The organism is Catenulispora pinistramenti (assembly GCF_018274385.1).
Lineage (GTDB): Bacteria > Actinomycetota > Actinomycetes > Streptomycetales > Catenulisporaceae > Catenulispora > Catenulispora pinistramenti.
The window spans coordinates 1-14,895 of the sequence record NZ_JAAFYZ010000253.1 but is presented as its reverse complement, the minus strand read 5'-3'; the positions used below and the strand labels follow the sequence as shown (position 1 = coordinate 14,895).

The following is a 14,895-nucleotide window of genomic DNA, read 5'->3' as shown; positions in this document are numbered from 1 at the left end:
GGCCTGAGGTGCGGCGGGGTTGTGAACACGGAAACCGGCAGCCGACAAACACACCCACCACCCCGAACCCCGAACCGGCACAACCATGACCGAAGGCCGTAAAAATCGCCTTTCAAACCACAGCCCAACCGCACCCGACCCACAAACCCCAGCCCCCAGCAAACTCCGCTCGCCGACGGATCCCACTCGCCAACCCGCACGCCGCGAACCACGTCGCGAAAACTCCCCGGGCAAGCGTTGCCTAATACAGCACTAGAAGGCGCTCAGGTAGACCCAGTTCCCGTCCTCGCGGACGAAGGAGCTGTTCTCGCGCATCGAGCCGTCGTGGCCGGATTCGGTGTAGTGCGCGATGAACTCGACGGTGCCCTCGGTGTGGAACGCTGATCCGCCGGTGGTGCCCACGATCTCCAGACCGGTCCAGCGCAGCTTCGGTTCGAAGTCGGTTACCTTCGGACGGGTCGAGGAATGGTGGGACTTCAGCAAGTACGCGCCGTCCTGTACAGCGAAGGCGCTATAGCGGGAACGCATTAGCTGTTCCGCTGTAGCGGCAGCCACCTGTCCGGAGTGCAGCGCGCCGCAGCAGTCGGCGTAAGGCTTTCCGGTCCCGCAGGGGCACGTGGTGGGGATCGCTTTAGCGCTTCCCGTGCGCCGTTCTCTACGCGGCACTGGGAGCCTGCTTACGGACTTCGAGGTGGTCCAGGAGGTCCTGGGTCGCCATGGCCACGGCTTCCACGGCTCGCTCGAAGGCTTCGGTGTTGGCCTTGCTCGGCGCGCGGAAACCGCTGATCTTGCGGACGTACTGGAGCGCCGCGGCGCGGACGTCCTCGGCGGTGGGATCGGGCACGTAGGGCTCGCGGAGGGTCTTGATGCTTCGGCACATGACTTCAGGCTAATCCCGGCCGCCCACGGTCGGGTGGTCACTGTTGGTCAGGAACGGATCGGGGACCCGAGGTCGGCGACGACGAAGTGGGTGTCCTCGTCGTTGCGCTCGTGGGCGATATGCCAGGCGGCGTGCGCGGAGTCGAAGAATCTGTCGGCTTCCTGGGCGGACTGGAAGGAAGCCCAGACTGTTGCCGCTATAGCGATACCCACTATTGCGGCGAGTGCGCGGCGACGCGGCGGAGGCGGCGCCATAAGCGCGCGGACGCGCTTGCCCACATGCGCCTGGGCCATCGCCGGGATGGTGCGCGGCAGGTTCGACAGGGCGGCCCGGCCGAGAGCGCGGGCCAGGACTTCCCGGTTACCGACGGCCGCAGCGGCATCCTCGTCGGCCCACCGCTCGGTGGCCTCGGTGACCGCGTCCGGCAGCCGCCACAACAACGGGTTCGCGACGGCGGCCAGGTTGGTGAGGAGCAGGTAAAGGTGGTGCCGGTGGTGCAGGTGGGCCTGCTCGTGGGCGAACATCGCCCGGCGCTGGTCCTCGTCGAGGGTGCGCAGCAGGGAGTCGGTGGCGACGATCCGGGTCGGGATCGCGGCGTGGCCGGGCAGAGACGGGATCCCCGGCACGGCGAAGGCCTGGGCCCGCGGGTCCTGGATTACCGCGATGCTCGCCGGGTGGGCCGAGAAGGCCTTGGCGAGCCGATAGGTGCGGGCCGATTCGCGCCACAGGCGGATGCCGGCGCGGATCGCGAAGGGGAGGAGGGCCAGGAGCGCGAGGCCTGAGACGGTGCCGACCAGCGGGCTCACCGGACCGTGCACCAGGACCGCGTCCGACAATCGGTCCTCGGCCGCGAACTCCGGCAGGCGCAGGACCACGACGCCGGTCAGCAAGGCCAGGGAGGCCAGCGAGGTGAGGGCGGTGACCAGGGCCGCGGCGGTGAGCAGGACCGTGGCGACGGCCGGCGGGAGGCGGCGGCCCAGAGTCGGGCCGGCGGTGCCGAGCGCCAGGGCGGCCAGCAGAGGGAGGTAGACGTTGACGTTCACGGCGAGTCCCCCAGCAACTCGCGGATCATCGCCGCGTCGTCGGCGGAGATCTCGTCGAGGAACTTGGACAGCACGGCCGGGCGGTCGCTGCTGCCCTCCAGCGCGGCGCGCATGGCCTCGGCGGCGAGGTCGGCCTGCTCCACGACCGGGGTGTAGGCGTAGGCCTTCCCCTCACGGACGCGGGTGAGCATCTTCTTGTCGTGCAGCCGGTCCAGGATGGTCTTCACGGTGGTGTAGGCCAGGCCGCCGCCGACCTGCTCCTGGACCGCGGCCGGGGTGAGCGGGTGTCCCGCCGCCCACAGCGTGGCCAGCACTTCTTGTTCCAGCGCCCCGGCGGGTCTGCGTCCGGTGGCCATCAGACGGTCTCCTCAAAGGTTCTGGTCCGCGGGTGCGGTGCCCCCGGCATTCATGCTACAGCTTGTAGTAGATTGCGGGACGGGAGCGTTTCATTCACCGGGCGTTCACCAGTCTCGACCGCACAGCCCACGAACCGCATCCCCCGATGGTAGGAGTATCCGCGATGCCGAAGGTACGCCATTGGGTGGCGATCCCGCTGGCCCTGTTCGCCGCCGCCCTGGCGCTGGGCCTGATCGCCGCGCACACCTCGCTCACGCGGAGTACCGAACTGTCGTGGAACTCGCACATCCAGCAGCTGCGGACCGGCTGGCTGAACCGGGTGACGCTGGATCTGGCGAACATCGCCTCGCCGGTCGGGGGACTGGTGATCACCGTGCTGATCGCGCTGTTCTTCCTGTGGCGGCGCAATCCGGTGCAGGCCTGCGCCACGTTCCTGGTGATCGCCATCGGCTGGAACAGCTCGGAGGTCGCGAAGATCATCGTGGCCCGGCACCGGCCGCCGGCCGTCTACTCGCTGGCCCCGGAGACCGGGTCGAACTCGTTCCCGTCCGGGCACACCGCGTTCGCGTTCTCGCTGGCCGTCGCGCTGTGCATGCTGGCGATCGGGACCCGGTGGTTCCGGCTGGCGGTCGTGCTCGGGGCGCTGTGGACGGTGCTGATCGGCTTCGACCGGCTGTACATCGGGGCGCACTACCCGTTCGACGTCCTGGGCTCGGTCCTGGTCAGCACCTCGGCGATCGTCTTCCTGACCGGGCTGTGGCACGGCTGGATCGCGGCGAATCTGTACCGGGTGCCGCTGCTGGCCAAGTTCGGACCGGTCCCGGGGCCGGCGGCCGTCCCCGAGACCGCGTCCGTCGCGGGCTGAGCCCACAGAGGTGTTCAGGAGCCCTAAGGAGTTCTGAGGGCGCCTAAGGGCTCTCCAGAAGCTCTCCAGAGGCTCTCCGGTCAGAAGCTCGCGGTCTCGCCAGGCTTGAGCAGGTGCAGCTGATCACTCTGGCCGGCCGCTGCGAACGCCGCTTGCAGCTGTTCGCCGCCCTCGCTGAAGTGCGCCCACTGCTCGAAGTGCAGCGGGACCACGGCGCCGGCCCGCAGGATCGTGGCGGCCTGCGCGGCCTCGGCGCTGGTCAGCGTCAGGTAGGCGAAGTCCAGCAGCGGGGTGCGGGCGCCGCCGGCGAACAGCAGTGCCACGTCCACCGGGGCGTAGCGGGCGGCGATCTCGCGGACCAGGTCCAGGGAGGCGTTGTCGCCGCTGACGTAGACGGTCGGCAGGCCCTCGCCGGTCAGGACGAAGCCGGTGACCTCGCCGACCACCGGTTCGCTGCCTTCGGGGCCGTGCAGCGCCGGGACGCCGGTGACCAGCGCCGTGCCGCCGCTCGGGCGGTCGAACTCCTGGCTCACCCAGTTCGGCAGGCCCAGTACCGCCCCGCCCAGCCGGTCCTCGGCCGAACGGGTGCTCAGTACTAGGCGGGCGGTGTCGACGTAGTCGCGCCCCGCCCGGTCGAGGTTGTCAGGGTGCTGGTCGTGGGACAGGAGCACCACGTCCACCGCGTCGACCTCCTCGGCGGACAGGGCGGGACCGGCCGTCTTGGTCAGGACCCGCTCCCCGATCGGGTAGTCACCGGGCGGGTCGAAGGTCGGGTCCACGAGGATCGTGACGCCGCCGTAGTCGAGCAGGGCCGAGGGGCCGCCGAGGTAGCGGACCGTGAAGGTCTCCGGATTCGCCATGGATCAACACTAGGGCCAAACGAGCCGGGGCGAACATGGCAGCGGCGTCGATCGCCGTGCTCTGCGATCGACGCCGCGTCCAACGTGACGGGCCCGCGGTAGGGAGTGCCTACCGGGCTGTCTGCTTACTGTGTGCTTACGCCAGCGCGGACTTCACCGCGGCGGCGACCCGGCCGCCCTCGGCGCGTCCGGCGATCTTCGGGTTCAGTGCCTTCATCACCAGGCCCATGCCCTTGGGACCCTCGGCGCCGGTCTCGGCGATGGCCTGGGCGACCAGCGCGGCCAGCTCCTCGTCGCTGAGTTGGGCCGGCAGGTAGCGGGCCAGGACCTCGCCCTCGGCCTTCTCCCGGGCGGCCTGCTCCGGACGCCCGCCGGTCTCGAACGCCTCCGCGGCCTCGCGGCGCTTCTTCGCCTCCCGCGTGAGCACCTGGACCACCTCGGCGTCGGACAGCGCGCGCGCCTCCTTGCCGGCCACCTCCTCGTTGCCGACGGCCGTCAGGGCCATCCGCAGCGTGGCCTTCACCAGCTCGTCGTTGGCCTTCATCGCGGCGGTGAGGTCGGCGCGGAGCTTTTCCTTGAGCGCGGTCATGATCATCCCTTCTGGCTGCCACCCCAGTGTGTCATCAACTGCCCCGGTCCGGCCGCGCGATTTCCCGCGAGGCCGATAATGGAATCCATGCGGAAGCTCGTGACAGTCCCTCTGTCCCTCATCGGCGCGGCGGCGGCCGGGCTCACCTACGCCCACAAGGTCGAGCCCAACCTCTTCCGGCTGCGCCGCTACGAGGTCCCGGTGCTCCCGCGCGGGGTGCGGCCACTGCGGATCCTCCAGGTCTCGGACATCCACATGATCCCCGAGCAGTACCGCAAGGTCCGCTGGCTGCGCTCCCTGGCCGCGCTGGAGCCGGACTTCGTGGTCAACACCGGCGACAACCTGTCCCACCCCGACGGCATCGGCTCGGTCCTGGACGCCCTGGAGCCGCTGATGGAGCTGCCGGGCGCGTTCGTCATGGGCTCCAACGACTACCTGGCGGCCAAGCCCCTCAACCCGGCCAAGTACCTGCTCGGCGGCGACCCCAGCCAGCGCACCCGCGGCAAGGGCAAGACCAACGACTGGCAGAAGCTGCGCGACGGCTTCGGCAAGGCGGGCTGGCTGGACCTGACCAACCGCACCGACCGCCTCACCCTCCCGGGCGCCGCCGGCCCGGTCGTGGGCCTGGTCGGCGTCGACGACCCGCACATCCGCCGCGACGACTACCCCACCGCGGCAAAGGCCCTGACCACCGAGGACGAGAGCGCCAACCCCGCCGGCACCCACAGCGCCGCCCGCACCCTGCCCGACACCGACCTGACCATCGGCGTGGTCCACGCCCCCTACCGCCGCGTCCTGGACGCCATGTCCGCCGACGGCCTCCCGCTGATCCTCGCGGGCCACACCCACGGCGGCCAACTCCGCCTCCCCTTCTACGGCGCCCTGGTGACCAACTGCGACCTGGACCGCCGCCGAGCCTCCGGCCTGTCCACCTACGCCGAGTCCCACCTCCACGTCTCAGCCGGCTGCGGCACCAGCCGCTTCGCCCAAGTCCGCTTCTGCTGCCCCCCGGAAGCCACCCTGCTTACCCTGACACCCCGATCATGACCCCCTGACCTGCCCCGCTAAGTCGTTTTCGCTTCCGGGCCGGGTATGGGTAGACTGTCCACGCACGATCGGGGTGTGGCGCAGCTTGGTAGCGCGCTACGTTCGGGACGTAGAGGCCGCAGGTTCAAATCCTGTCACCCCGACCCAGGTAAGAGGCTCGTCTCCTGACAAGGGAGGCGGGCCTCTCCCCGTTTTGGGAGAAAAATGGGAGACGATCTCCCAGCCGTGTCCCGAGTTTGAGCTAAGCCGCGAGGGCGAGGCCCTCGGAGTCGAGCGCGCCGAGCCAGTCGAGGTAGTCCGAGAGGGACTTCTCCCAACGCGCTTGGAGCGCCGCGGTCAGTCGTTCGATCATCTCATCGGTGACGTGGGTGTAGATGCCGCGGACACCTTCGAGCTCGTGACCCATACGGGCGCACTGCGCGATCTCGGGGATCCCGTCCTCTTCCATGCAGGTCTTCTGACTGTGCCGAAGCCCGTGGAACTCCAAGCCAGGCAGGATCGCGGGCAGAGCCTTGAGGCTGACGTACTGCTAACCCCACGATTCGTCTTGATCACTTCGGTGCGTCCGTCGCAGTAGGGGCGCATGTAGAAGTGCGCAAAGTTGGAACGCCGCCAGAATCCGCCCCGTGCGCCGGCGAACACGATGTCGTGCTTGTGCGTCTTCAGGAACTCTTCGAGCAGCGGAATCAGGAACGGCGGTGGAGCAATGTCCCTCGCGCCGTTGGGTGGCTTGGGAGGCCCGAGGTAGAGCTTGCCGCCTGTCTCATGGAGCGCGCCTTCGTGGGGATCGATCCGGATGACTCCTTGCTTGAGGAGGACGTTCCGACGGTGCAGACCCGTGACCTCGCCCCACCGCATGCCCGTGTAGGCAGCGAGCACACCATCAGATTGACCGGCGCAGGCAGGGCGAAGTACAGCCGTAGGACTTGGAGCGGGGTCGCCCAGACCTTTTCCGGCTTCTTCTTGTTGTTGCCGAGCTTGCGTCCACCCCGACAGGAGACAACACCGTGACGCCCTACGACATCTGGGCCTTCAAGAACGCCCACCTCGACCCGATCGACATGCGCCAGCGCCTCGTCAACGCCGAGACCGCCGCTGAGCAGGCCCGCGACCAGGCCAACGCCATCAAGGCCGAGCTCGACGGTGTCAACGGCAAGCTCGACGCCCTGATCAACTCCATCAACGGCCTGCGCACCGGCGGCATCGACGTCGGCGTGCTCGCCGGCGACATCACCCATGCCATCGGCACCAAGCTCGCCGCCTGACCCGCCACCCGACAGGAGACGACCCACTATGACCGACCACCTCAAGGCCCAAGCCATCCGCGTCGCCCGACTGTTCGTCGTCGCGTTCGTCGCGCAGCTCGTCACCACCGGCACCGCGAACCTCGGATGGAAGACCCTCGCCGCCCTCGGCACCGGCGACCCCGCCCAAGCTCGCGCCGAGCCCGCCGACAGGCGGGTAGCCACGCATGCCGCCGCCCCGACCCGACGTCTCGCACGTCGGGTCGGGGCGGTCATGATGCTTGTGCGAGCCGTGTCGACGCCCACTCGGCGACCGTGTTGAGGTGCGTAGGTAGCAGTCCCTCATGGTGGTCGGGCTGGACGAGGATCGTCGGGATGCCGGACAACGTCCGGGCGGCAGCCCAAGCGTGATCAGCAGGGGTGAAGTCGTCGTCTATCCATGCGGCAGGCGCGTTGCCGAGCCACGCGGCTACCGGATCGCGCTTCCACAGGTAGCCGTTCGGATGGCTGACGGTGATTGCTGGACGGTCCCACTCGATGACCGCCGATGCCTGCAAGCCCAGTCGGCTCCCGATCAGTCGGTTCGCATCGTGCTGCCAACTAGTCGCCCACGCCATTGTCAGGCCGGTTTCCGAGAGGAACCTCGCGATCATCTGGCCGTGCGTCGGGTTGAGCCAAATCGCGACCGCCGGCTGACGTTCATAGCCGGTCGGCGTGACGAGGTGCCGGGTATGGGTGTCCGGGCTGTGACCAGCACCGTCGGGATAGGGGATCAGGACACCGTCTATGTCCATGATCAGATAGGGAGTGTTCATCGCGTCCCTCCGAGCGTCCGCGACGTGTCACGCCTTGCGAGCGGTGACTATGAGGGTCTCCGGGGCGCCTTCGCTGTCGGCGATGTCAAGAACGTCGGTCACCGTCAGCCCGGTCTTTTCGACCAGGCCCAACCATCCATCCCGCGAAGGTACGTAGCGCAGGATCCGAGCTTGCTTGCCGTCCGGAAGTTGAAGGCTGTCGGGTTGCGGAGTGTCGCCAGCATCGGGCGTCTGCCCTGCCAGGTCAGGGTGGATGACGGCGAAGGCCAGGACGCCGCGGGGAGCGAGGTTCTCGGCGACGAGGCTAAACAGCTCAAGCGGAGGAACCAACCCCACCACCCCGAAGACTGAGTAGCAGACGTCAAACGGGCGACGCGCGTACTCCAACGAAGTACATGCGTCGGTGATTGTGAACAGGAGTCCCCGCAGATGGCCGTAGTTGCGGCGGGCACGCTGAACTTGACCCCACGCAACATCGAGGCCGGTTCCAATAGCTCCATGCATGGCGACCAAGTGCGCGATGTTGTGGCCGGCACCGCACCCCAACTCGATCACCATTCGTCCGTCGACATGTCCGAGGAGTTCGGCGCGTGGCCCTTGGCCTGGCGTCCGGGTCCACTCCATGCGGTTCGGGATCTCGCGCGGCTCCGGTCCTTCGGCGTTGAGACGCTGGAGTGAATGAGCCTGCCACGCCGCGGCGTTCGGGTCTGTGACCACAACGCTCACACCTCCATGAGCCGTGTCGCCTCGTCGAGGTGGCGACGGATGGCCACGATGTAGACAAGGTCAGATTCCGGATTGTTGATCCACCGAACCGACTGCTCAAGGAACCACTCGATCGCCCACACGCGATGCCATCCGAGCGCCCACGCCTCGGCCGCTAGACCGCCGCGCTTGGCGAGCGTGTTCTCGTTACCGCCGGCTGCCACGTAGGTCTCAAGGAAGCCGCGAAGCCGGTCGGGGTCGGCGGCGTCGATCGTGCCGTGCCATGATGCCAAGTCGAGTAGGCCGGGCCCGGTAAAGGCGCGGGCGAAGTCCAGCAGACGCCATCCGCCTGCGCCGACGTGAAGGCTGGTCGGATGAAACTCGGAGTGGACCAGGCCGAACGGCGCGAGTTCGGCGCCCACGGCTCGGCTGCTCGCGGCCTCTTGAAGGATGCTGATTCCCTCAGCGACATCGCCTACGTCAAGCCAGCGGCCCTGTTCCTGTAGGCGCTTGAGGTGACTCGCGGCCAGGTTCGGCAGGCGTGACAGCGTGTGTTGATCGAGCTGCGGCATCGTGCCGGCTCGGCCTGCGGCGTGGATCACGAGGGCGGCGTGAACGCCATCACGATCGGTTGCCTCGCGGATCGGCGTGCCGAGGTCTTCCATGAGCATCCCGAGCATGTGGTCGCGCTGGATGGCGGCATAGAGCTGAGGGACAGGGATCCCGTGGGCGCGTGCGAAGTCCAACGCGCGGTGCTCGTCGGTGAACGGCTCGGCGGCGAACTTGAAGATCAGCGAACGGCCGTCGAAGAACCGGATCCGCTCGACGCCCGAGAGCGACCAGACCCGCACCTCCTCGCGCTCCGTCGGTTTCGGATAGTCAGCGCGCTCGCACAAGTCGGCGACGAGCGCGGTCACCAGGTTCCGGTCCATATCGCTACCTCATCAGTCGTTGGACATGCCGGGCGGGCGACACGGGGCCGTGTCGCCCGCCCGGCTGATCTGTCGGTCAGGCGGTCGTCGGCTTCATCGAGCGGACGCGCTCCAGCCACTCGCCGCGGAAGGCGCGCAGTTCGTCGTAGAACCTCGTGATCGAGGCGCCGAAGGGCACGATCGCGCCGCCGGACTGGCTCGGCACCGACTGGCACCCATGGACCAGGCGACCGCCGAGAGCGGCGTTGGCCTTGAGGGCTTCCAGGCGCCGTTCCTCGTTGAACCACGCCCCGTGGTAGACCTCGTCGACCATCTCGGCCTCCTGGTCCGTGAGGTCGAACACGACCGTCGTCGCTGCGGGGAGCATCCAGCACGGACCGACGTTGCTGATCGTTCCGTCGTCCTCGACCTTGTTGAGCGCCATGAACGTCCCGACCTCGCGCAGCATGCGCAGGTGATCGGCAGTGAAGCCGGCGATCCCGAGGCCGCCGAGGTGATCCTCGCGGAACATGTAGTTGTTGACCTGCCAGGCGGTCGCCAGCACTTTCGCGGCGTCGCTCGTCGAGTAGCCGTGATGCTGGATGAACTCCAGAACGGTTTGGTCGAGCGCCTTCTCGCTCGTCTCGGCCACACCGAGCAGGTCCCCGGCGACGCGGTCCCAGTCGCACAGGCGCCACGTGTTGCTGTCGAACCTGAAGAAGTACTGCTCGGGGTCGACCGTGATCTGCCTACCCTCGACGGTGATACCCGGCATCCGGTTCCACCGCGGGTCGAACTCGACCGGCAGCTCGACGGTAGTCGTGGTCGCTTCGATGGTGCTCATGAACCGTTCCCCTTTCGGGCGAACCGCCGGGGGCCGTCCTCGGCGGAGTCCAGGTGACGCACTTCTGAAAATCGAGGGCGCGGAAGCCCTCGATGACACGCGAGATCAGCTCGTCCGACGGCTTCTCGTCGGGAATGAGTAGCGACGCGCTATGCGTCGCTGCGGCACGTAGTTGTTGCTCGATCGTCAGGACGTCCGGATGGACGTCCTTCCGGATCCACGCGCGGACGATCCGCCCGCCTCGGTTGGCACTGACGACTTCCCACTTGTCGGCGAGGGCCTTCATGAGCGGTAACTCGTCGCATGACTTCCCGGCGGGCGTGAGGAAGGGACTTGGTCGAATGCCTGCGTCCCAGACATCTAGGACGAGGTATTCGTCGGACGTCCGCATGATCACAGCGATATGGACCTTGGAGTAGCTGACCGCGTTGAGGACCATCTCGGCCACGAGCGTGTCGACGAGGCTGGCAAGGTGCTCCAACTGCCACGTGCGAAGGACGTCGGCGGTATGGGCGCGTGCCCAAAACTCCGAGCCAGGATCCGCGGTCAGCTCCAGCGGGGGGCACCGGAACTCGACTGACGTGGAGTTGATCGAGGTCATGACCTGAGAGTCCCGCTAGATCAGAGCCCGGATAAGTGGCACGGTGGGTAACTGCCGTGGGTAAACTCACCGGTAGCAACGCATCCGGCACCATCCGTCAGAACTCGCCGTCAGGAGATCGCGAGCTTTGGGCCGTCGTAACAATCCACCGATGTATCTACCGGCCGACGTTCGGGACCGACCCGACGTCATGCGAGCCTGTGCCGATCGTGATCTCGGTCGATTCTTCAACCTCATCAAGAACCTGACCGACGGCCCGGCACAGTTCACCGCATCTCACATCGGTCGGCGGTGCGGTCTGACGCCGTCACGCGTTGCCGACTACATCATGGGCAAGCACGGGCGGGTGAGTGTCGAAGTCATCGAGCGCGTCGCGGATGGACTTCGAGTGCCTGGCGCGTACTTTGGCCTCGGTCCGCGCCCGTGGGAGGCATCTGGTCAGCACGACGCGCCGTCATCTCAACCGGCCCGCATGCCGGGCATTCAGCAGGGCGACCAGCCTCCGCAAAGCCACCTTGCCGCCATGGATGCCTTCCGCGTACAAGACCGCCGGATCGGGGGCGGGCACTTTTACCGAGCCGTCGCCGACTACCTCGGCCAACACATCGGGCCGCAACTGGCCATCGGCGGTGACCTAGCGATCTTCTCTGCGGCGGCTGGACTCAATGAGATGGCCGGCTGGATGGCCCACGACGCAGGCCGTGACCCGCTCGCTGAACGGCATTTCAAGCATGCGCTCGCGCTGTCCCAAACGGCTAAGAAGCCCGAGCACAGCGCCGGCATCTACGCGAGCATGAGTCACCTCGCTCTACAAGCTGGGGACGCCCATCGCGCCGTCGAGCTCGCTCGCACTGGCCAGCAAACGGCTCGTCGAGGGCTTCCACAGCCCGTGCTCACCGCTCGCTTGTTCGCCATGGAAGCCCGAGGACTTGCCGAGCTCGGCGACCGTCACGCGACCGCCCAAGGGCTAGCGAGCGCGGACAAGGCGCTCGGGTTGACCTCGTCGGGTGAGGTTTCCGAATGGCTAAGCCCATTCGACGAGGCATCGCTCGCTATCGAGGTCGCTCACTGCATGCGGAAGATCGGTCAGCGTGCGGCGGCGTTGCGGACGGCAGAACGGGCGGTCGCGCTTCGGGATGCAGAGCGGGCACGAAGTCGCGCGTTCGGGCTGATCCTCACTGCGCAACTCCTCGTCGAGAATCGCGACCCCGAAGGCGCCTGCGCTGTCGGACGTGCAGTCATCGGCAATACCGTCGCGCCCGGCTCCGCACGAGTGATCACTCTTCTCGATGACCTGCGTACTGCGTTGGTGCCCTACCAGTCGTCGCGCGTAGTCTCGGATTTCCTGACACTCCTATCGCGAGAGCAACAGTCACGGCGCTGGCTCATGGCGGGCCTTGCCGTGCCGGACGACGAAGGAAGAATGCCGAACCATGCCGACCCCCGCGGACATGACGCCGGCTGAATGGGACGCCTACCTTGCCGAAGGGAACGCCAAGCAGGCCCGAAAGCGCGTCGCCGCTGACGTCCTACTGCGCGACGAGGATGGTCGGATCCTCCTCGTTGACCCGAACTACAAGCCAGATTGGGACTTGCCCGGAGGGATGGCAGAGGCGAACGAACCGCCGGACGAGGCCGCGCGGCGCGAGCTCGTCGAGGAACTCGGTCTACGGGTGAACGTCGGCGGTGTCCTGTGCATCGATTGGGTCTCGCCTCACGGTCCGTGGGACGACCAACTCGCTTTCATCTTCGATGCCGGACGGCTTACGCGGGGCGAGATCGCAGCCATGCGCATCCTCGACGGTGAGCTCGACGCCTTCGCGTTCGTCGACGAGGACGAGGCAGCCCGCCGGCTTCGCCCCTACGTCTGGGCTCGGCTCCGGGCGGCACTTGATGCCCTAGAAGACCGTCAGACGCGTTACCTCCGTGACGGTCAGCGAGTCGCTGCCTGACCGCAGGCCCGCCGCGAGATTTGAACCCGTGGCCTCTTTGGTCGCCTTCGCCCGGAGAGTGGGCCATAGGTTCAAATCCCTGTACCCCGACTACGTGAACGCAGGTCAGGGGCTCGATTCCAGAGATGGAACCGAGCCCCTGCCGCATTTCAGCCAGCAGGTAAGCGCCTGTTCCCGAAGGAGCTACTGAACTCAGTGCTTTGATGCTGCCCACCGGGTCTACAGGACATGGTCCTCGATGAACCGGGACATCTCGTCGTTGACGATGCCCGGTTGTTCCAGGTTCAGTCCGTGTCCTGCTTTCGGGAGAATCCTGGTCCGCACCTTGGGGATCAGCCTGGTCGCCCGGTCCGCCACCCGTCGGGGCCGCAGTAGCGCGCTGCGTTTCCCGACCAGAACCAGGACCGGGAGGTTGATCGCCCCCAGTTCCTCGTCGGTGAACACTCGGGCGGCGGGGCGGCGGCTCGGCTTGTAGGTGCGCATCCCCAGCATCAGGGGGGCGATCATCTCCGGTGGTGCGCTGAGTGCGGGGTTGGCCAGGGCGCGTCCGAGTGCGGGACGGAACCGCCGTGGTGCGAGCAGGCCGAACAGCCCGGCGATCATGTGTGCGTAGAAGCGGGCGGGGACCTTCTCGAACCCGCCGGGGTCCAGTGCCAGGACGGAGGCCAGCCGATCGGGTGCGTGGACGGCCTGGTTGAGGGCCAGCCATCCGCCGTGGGACAGCCCGGCCAGGTGCACGCCCTCCAGGCCCAGGCCGGCCAGCACCTCCTGGATCCAGGCCGCGTTCTCCGCCGGTCCCGGCGCGACCAGCCGCTGTGTGCTCCGGCCGGGGTCGTCCAGTGTGTCGATGGCGTATACCGGGTGCTGTTCGCCGAGGGCCGCGACCTGGGGGTACCAGTTGGAGGCGTGTCCGGCGTGTCCGTGCAGCAGGACGATCGGCGATCCTTTCCGGGGTCCGTAGCGGTGGACGTGGACCGTGCCGTAGGAGGTCTCGACGTCGATCTCCTGGCGGGGGCCCGGCCAGAGGTCCATCGCGCGGTCGTAGGCGGTCAGGAACTTCTCGCGGGATTGTTCGCTGACGAAGTGTCCGACGCTGGTTCTGGTCATTCGGGTCCCCTCCCGTGGTGCGTGCCGCGGGGCTTCGCAGCGTTCCGCTTGATGGTATGGTTGTACCATAAAGCAATCTGGAAGGGTCAGATGCCGAAACTGGTGGATCACGCCCAGCGCCGAGCCGAGATAGTCGACGCGCTTCTGCGTACCGCGGCCGACCGCGGGCTGCACGCCGTCACCATGCAGTCCGTCGCGCTGGAGGCGGGGATATCGGTGCGGCTCGTGCAGTACTACTTCGACACCAAGGAGCAGTTGCTGCTCGCCGCGCTGACCCGGTTGGCGGCCCGGATGGGCGAGCGGATCGAGAACCGCCTGCGATCCGCCGGCGACACGGCGACGCCGGCCGAGATCGTCGAGGCGGTCATGCTCGAGGCCATCCCCGCGGATGCCGAAGGCCGCGCCTTCCACCTCGTCTACACCGAGTACGCCGTGCTGTCGGTCACCGACGCGGCGCTGGCGAGCCAGCCGTTCATGGCCGAACCCGATGGGATGGAGGTCTTCCTCGTGCGCCAGCTGCGGGCGGCGCAGCAAGCTGGCGACGTCGATCCCGAGGTGGACGTCCGCCGTGAGGCCGTGGCCCTGATGGCGATGTCCGCCGGGCTCGGGTTGAGTGTGCTGCTCGGCCAGCGCCCGGCCGACGACGCCTTCGAGACCGTGCGTCACCATCTCAAAAGGCTGTTCCAGTCGATCACACCAGATCCCGCGGCACCGAAGTCGTCCAGCTCTTCGTGAACACCTCGTCCCCGTTCTCGTAGGCGACCAGGCGGTCGACGACCAGGAACTCAGTCTCCGTGCACGTCATCCGCGAGAAGGTGCGTACTTCCGTCTGCCAGGCGCCGCGGCCGATGGCGTCGGTGCGCTCGCATTCCACGACCGCGGAGTCGGCGTCGCCCTCGGTGAGGTGGAAGCGGTTGAGTTCGGTCTCGGTGCGGGTCAGGCCGTCGGTGCGGTCGATGGTGGTGCCGTCGGAGAACGTCATCTCGATGCGCTGAGTGCGGGTGACCGGGTTCCAGGCGATGGTGCGGGTGGCGGGGACGTCGGTGACGTCGAACGGGCTCGGCGGGTCGGGGCG

The 14,895-nt window shown here is 67.6% G+C and carries 20 protein-coding genes, 1 tRNA gene and 1 pseudogene; 8 read left to right on the top strand and 14 right to left on the bottom strand.

Features of this window, described 5'->3' with window-relative positions:
- Positions 1-252: 252 nt before the first annotated feature.
- Genes KGQ19_RS41935 through KGQ19_RS41920 form a run of 4 tightly spaced genes read right to left on the bottom strand, consistent with a single transcriptional unit; the run spans position 253 to position 2,279 of the window.
- Positions 253-666: a YchJ family protein gene (locus KGQ19_RS41935; protein ID WP_212019980.1), complete on the bottom strand. Its 414-nt coding sequence runs from the start codon at positions 664-666 to the stop codon at positions 253-255.
- The gene (locus KGQ19_RS41930; protein ID WP_212019977.1) at positions 656-880 is read right to left on the bottom strand and encodes a DUF2277 domain-containing protein; all 225 of its coding nucleotides are present in this window, start codon (positions 878-880) and stop codon (positions 656-658) included. The genes KGQ19_RS41935 and KGQ19_RS41930 overlap by 11 nt, the downstream gene beginning before the upstream one ends.
- A 47-nt stretch (positions 881-927) precedes the next feature.
- On the bottom strand, positions 928-1,923 hold the full coding sequence (locus KGQ19_RS41925) for a M48 family metalloprotease (RefSeq protein WP_212019976.1): 996 nt from the start codon (positions 1,921-1,923) through the stop codon (positions 928-930).
- The gene (locus KGQ19_RS41920) at positions 1,920-2,279 is read right to left on the bottom strand and encodes a BlaI/MecI/CopY family transcriptional regulator (RefSeq protein WP_194898091.1); all 360 of its coding nucleotides are present in this window, start codon (positions 2,277-2,279) and stop codon (positions 1,920-1,922) included. The genes KGQ19_RS41925 and KGQ19_RS41920 overlap by 4 nt, the downstream gene beginning before the upstream one ends.
- Positions 2,280-2,443: 164 nt before the next feature.
- On the opposite strand from KGQ19_RS41920, the gene KGQ19_RS41915 reads away from it, so the two are divergent.
- Positions 2,444-3,145 carry a phosphatase PAP2 family protein gene (locus KGQ19_RS41915; RefSeq protein ID WP_212019966.1) on the top strand — a complete coding sequence of 234 codons (702 nt, stop codon included), beginning with the start codon at positions 2,444-2,446 and terminating at the stop codon, positions 3,143-3,145.
- Positions 3,146-3,225: 80 nt separating this feature from the next.
- Here KGQ19_RS41915 and KGQ19_RS41910 read toward each other — a convergent pair whose 3' ends face one another.
- Together KGQ19_RS41910 and KGQ19_RS41905 are read right to left on the bottom strand one after the other, a co-directional pair.
- A complete protein-coding gene (locus KGQ19_RS41910; RefSeq protein WP_212019963.1) occupies positions 3,226-4,005 on the bottom strand; it encodes an MBL fold metallo-hydrolase in 780 nt (259 codons plus the stop codon).
- A gap of 136 nt (positions 4,006-4,141) precedes the next feature.
- The gene (locus tag KGQ19_RS41905) at positions 4,142-4,594 is read right to left on the bottom strand and encodes a GatB/YqeY domain-containing protein (RefSeq protein ID WP_212019962.1); all 453 of its coding nucleotides are present in this window, start codon (positions 4,592-4,594) and stop codon (positions 4,142-4,144) included.
- An 87-nt stretch (positions 4,595-4,681) separates the two neighbouring features.
- Here KGQ19_RS41905 and KGQ19_RS41900 point away from each other — a divergent pair, with 87 nt between their 5' ends.
- Both KGQ19_RS41900 and KGQ19_RS41895 read left to right on the top strand, forming a co-directional pair.
- The gene (locus KGQ19_RS41900; RefSeq protein ID WP_230420271.1) at positions 4,682-5,641 is read left to right on the top strand and encodes a metallophosphoesterase; all 960 of its coding nucleotides are present in this window, start codon (positions 4,682-4,684) and stop codon (positions 5,639-5,641) included.
- A 69-nt stretch (positions 5,642-5,710) separates the two neighbouring features.
- Positions 5,711-5,784, top strand: a tRNA-Pro gene (locus KGQ19_RS41895).
- Between the two features lie 98 nt (positions 5,785-5,882).
- Here the strand turns inward: KGQ19_RS41895 and KGQ19_RS41890 are convergent.
- The gene (locus tag KGQ19_RS41890; RefSeq protein ID WP_212019958.1) at positions 5,883-6,089 is read right to left on the bottom strand and encodes a hypothetical protein; all 207 of its coding nucleotides are present in this window, start codon (positions 6,087-6,089) and stop codon (positions 5,883-5,885) included.
- A gap of 559 nt (positions 6,090-6,648) precedes the next feature.
- On the opposite strand from KGQ19_RS41890, the gene KGQ19_RS41885 reads away from it, so the two are divergent.
- Both KGQ19_RS41885 and KGQ19_RS41880 read left to right on the top strand, forming a co-directional pair.
- A complete protein-coding gene (locus tag KGQ19_RS41885) occupies positions 6,649-6,906 on the top strand; it encodes a hypothetical protein (protein ID WP_212019954.1) in 258 nt (85 codons plus the stop codon).
- A 28-nt stretch (positions 6,907-6,934) separates the two neighbouring features.
- Complete coding sequence (locus KGQ19_RS41880; protein WP_212019952.1) at positions 6,935-7,207, top strand: hypothetical protein; 273 nt, start codon at positions 6,935-6,937, stop codon at positions 7,205-7,207.
- Here KGQ19_RS41880 and KGQ19_RS41875 read toward each other — a convergent pair.
- The 5 genes from KGQ19_RS41875 to KGQ19_RS41855 form a co-directional block, all read right to left on the bottom strand.
- Positions 7,158-7,700, bottom strand: a complete 543-nt coding sequence (locus tag KGQ19_RS41875; RefSeq protein ID WP_212019948.1) for an HAD domain-containing protein — start codon at positions 7,698-7,700, stop codon at positions 7,158-7,160. The genes KGQ19_RS41880 and KGQ19_RS41875 overlap by 50 nt on opposite strands.
- Before the next feature lie 27 nt (positions 7,701-7,727).
- Positions 7,728-8,426, bottom strand: coding sequence for a class I SAM-dependent methyltransferase (locus KGQ19_RS41870; protein WP_212019945.1), 699 nt, complete (start codon positions 8,424-8,426; stop codon positions 7,728-7,730).
- Complete coding sequence (locus KGQ19_RS41865; RefSeq protein WP_212019942.1) at positions 8,423-9,337, bottom strand: aminoglycoside phosphotransferase family protein; 915 nt, start codon at positions 9,335-9,337, stop codon at positions 8,423-8,425. Before KGQ19_RS41865 ends, KGQ19_RS41870 begins: the two co-directional genes overlap by 4 nt.
- Before the next feature lie 76 nt (positions 9,338-9,413).
- Positions 9,414-10,160 carry a hypothetical protein gene (locus tag KGQ19_RS41860; protein ID WP_212019940.1) on the bottom strand — a complete coding sequence of 249 codons (747 nt, stop codon included), beginning with the start codon at positions 10,158-10,160 and terminating at the stop codon, positions 9,414-9,416.
- Positions 10,066-10,761: an ATP-binding protein gene (locus KGQ19_RS41855; protein WP_212019938.1), complete on the bottom strand. Its 696-nt coding sequence runs from the start codon at positions 10,759-10,761 to the stop codon at positions 10,066-10,068. The genes KGQ19_RS41860 and KGQ19_RS41855 overlap by 95 nt, the downstream gene beginning before the upstream one ends.
- A gap of 151 nt (positions 10,762-10,912) precedes the next feature.
- On the opposite strand from KGQ19_RS41855, the gene KGQ19_RS41850 reads away from it, so the two are divergent.
- The gene (locus KGQ19_RS41850) at positions 10,913-12,226 is read left to right on the top strand and encodes an NsdA family TPR-like regulatory protein (protein ID WP_212019936.1); all 1,314 of its coding nucleotides are present in this window, start codon (positions 10,913-10,915) and stop codon (positions 12,224-12,226) included.
- Entirely contained in the window at positions 12,195-12,713 is a 519-nt protein-coding gene (locus KGQ19_RS41845) for an NUDIX domain-containing protein (RefSeq protein WP_212019934.1), read from the top strand. Before KGQ19_RS41850 ends, KGQ19_RS41845 begins: the two co-directional genes overlap by 32 nt.
- A gap of 219 nt (positions 12,714-12,932) precedes the next feature.
- Here KGQ19_RS41845 and KGQ19_RS41840 read toward each other — a convergent pair whose 3' ends face one another.
- The gene (locus tag KGQ19_RS41840) at positions 12,933-13,820 is read right to left on the bottom strand and encodes an alpha/beta fold hydrolase (protein WP_212019932.1); all 888 of its coding nucleotides are present in this window, start codon (positions 13,818-13,820) and stop codon (positions 12,933-12,935) included.
- Positions 13,821-13,910: 90 nt separating this feature from the next.
- Between KGQ19_RS41840 and KGQ19_RS41835 the strand changes: the two genes are divergently transcribed.
- On the top strand, positions 13,911-14,555 hold the full coding sequence (locus tag KGQ19_RS41835) for a TetR/AcrR family transcriptional regulator (RefSeq protein WP_212019930.1): 645 nt from the start codon (positions 13,911-13,913) through the stop codon (positions 14,553-14,555).
- Here the strand turns inward: KGQ19_RS41835 and KGQ19_RS41830 are convergent.
- A pseudogene (locus tag KGQ19_RS41830) lies at positions 14,512-14,895 on the bottom strand (CocE/NonD family hydrolase); the annotation flags it as partial. The gene KGQ19_RS41835 and the pseudogene KGQ19_RS41830 sit on opposite strands and share 44 nt — an antisense overlap.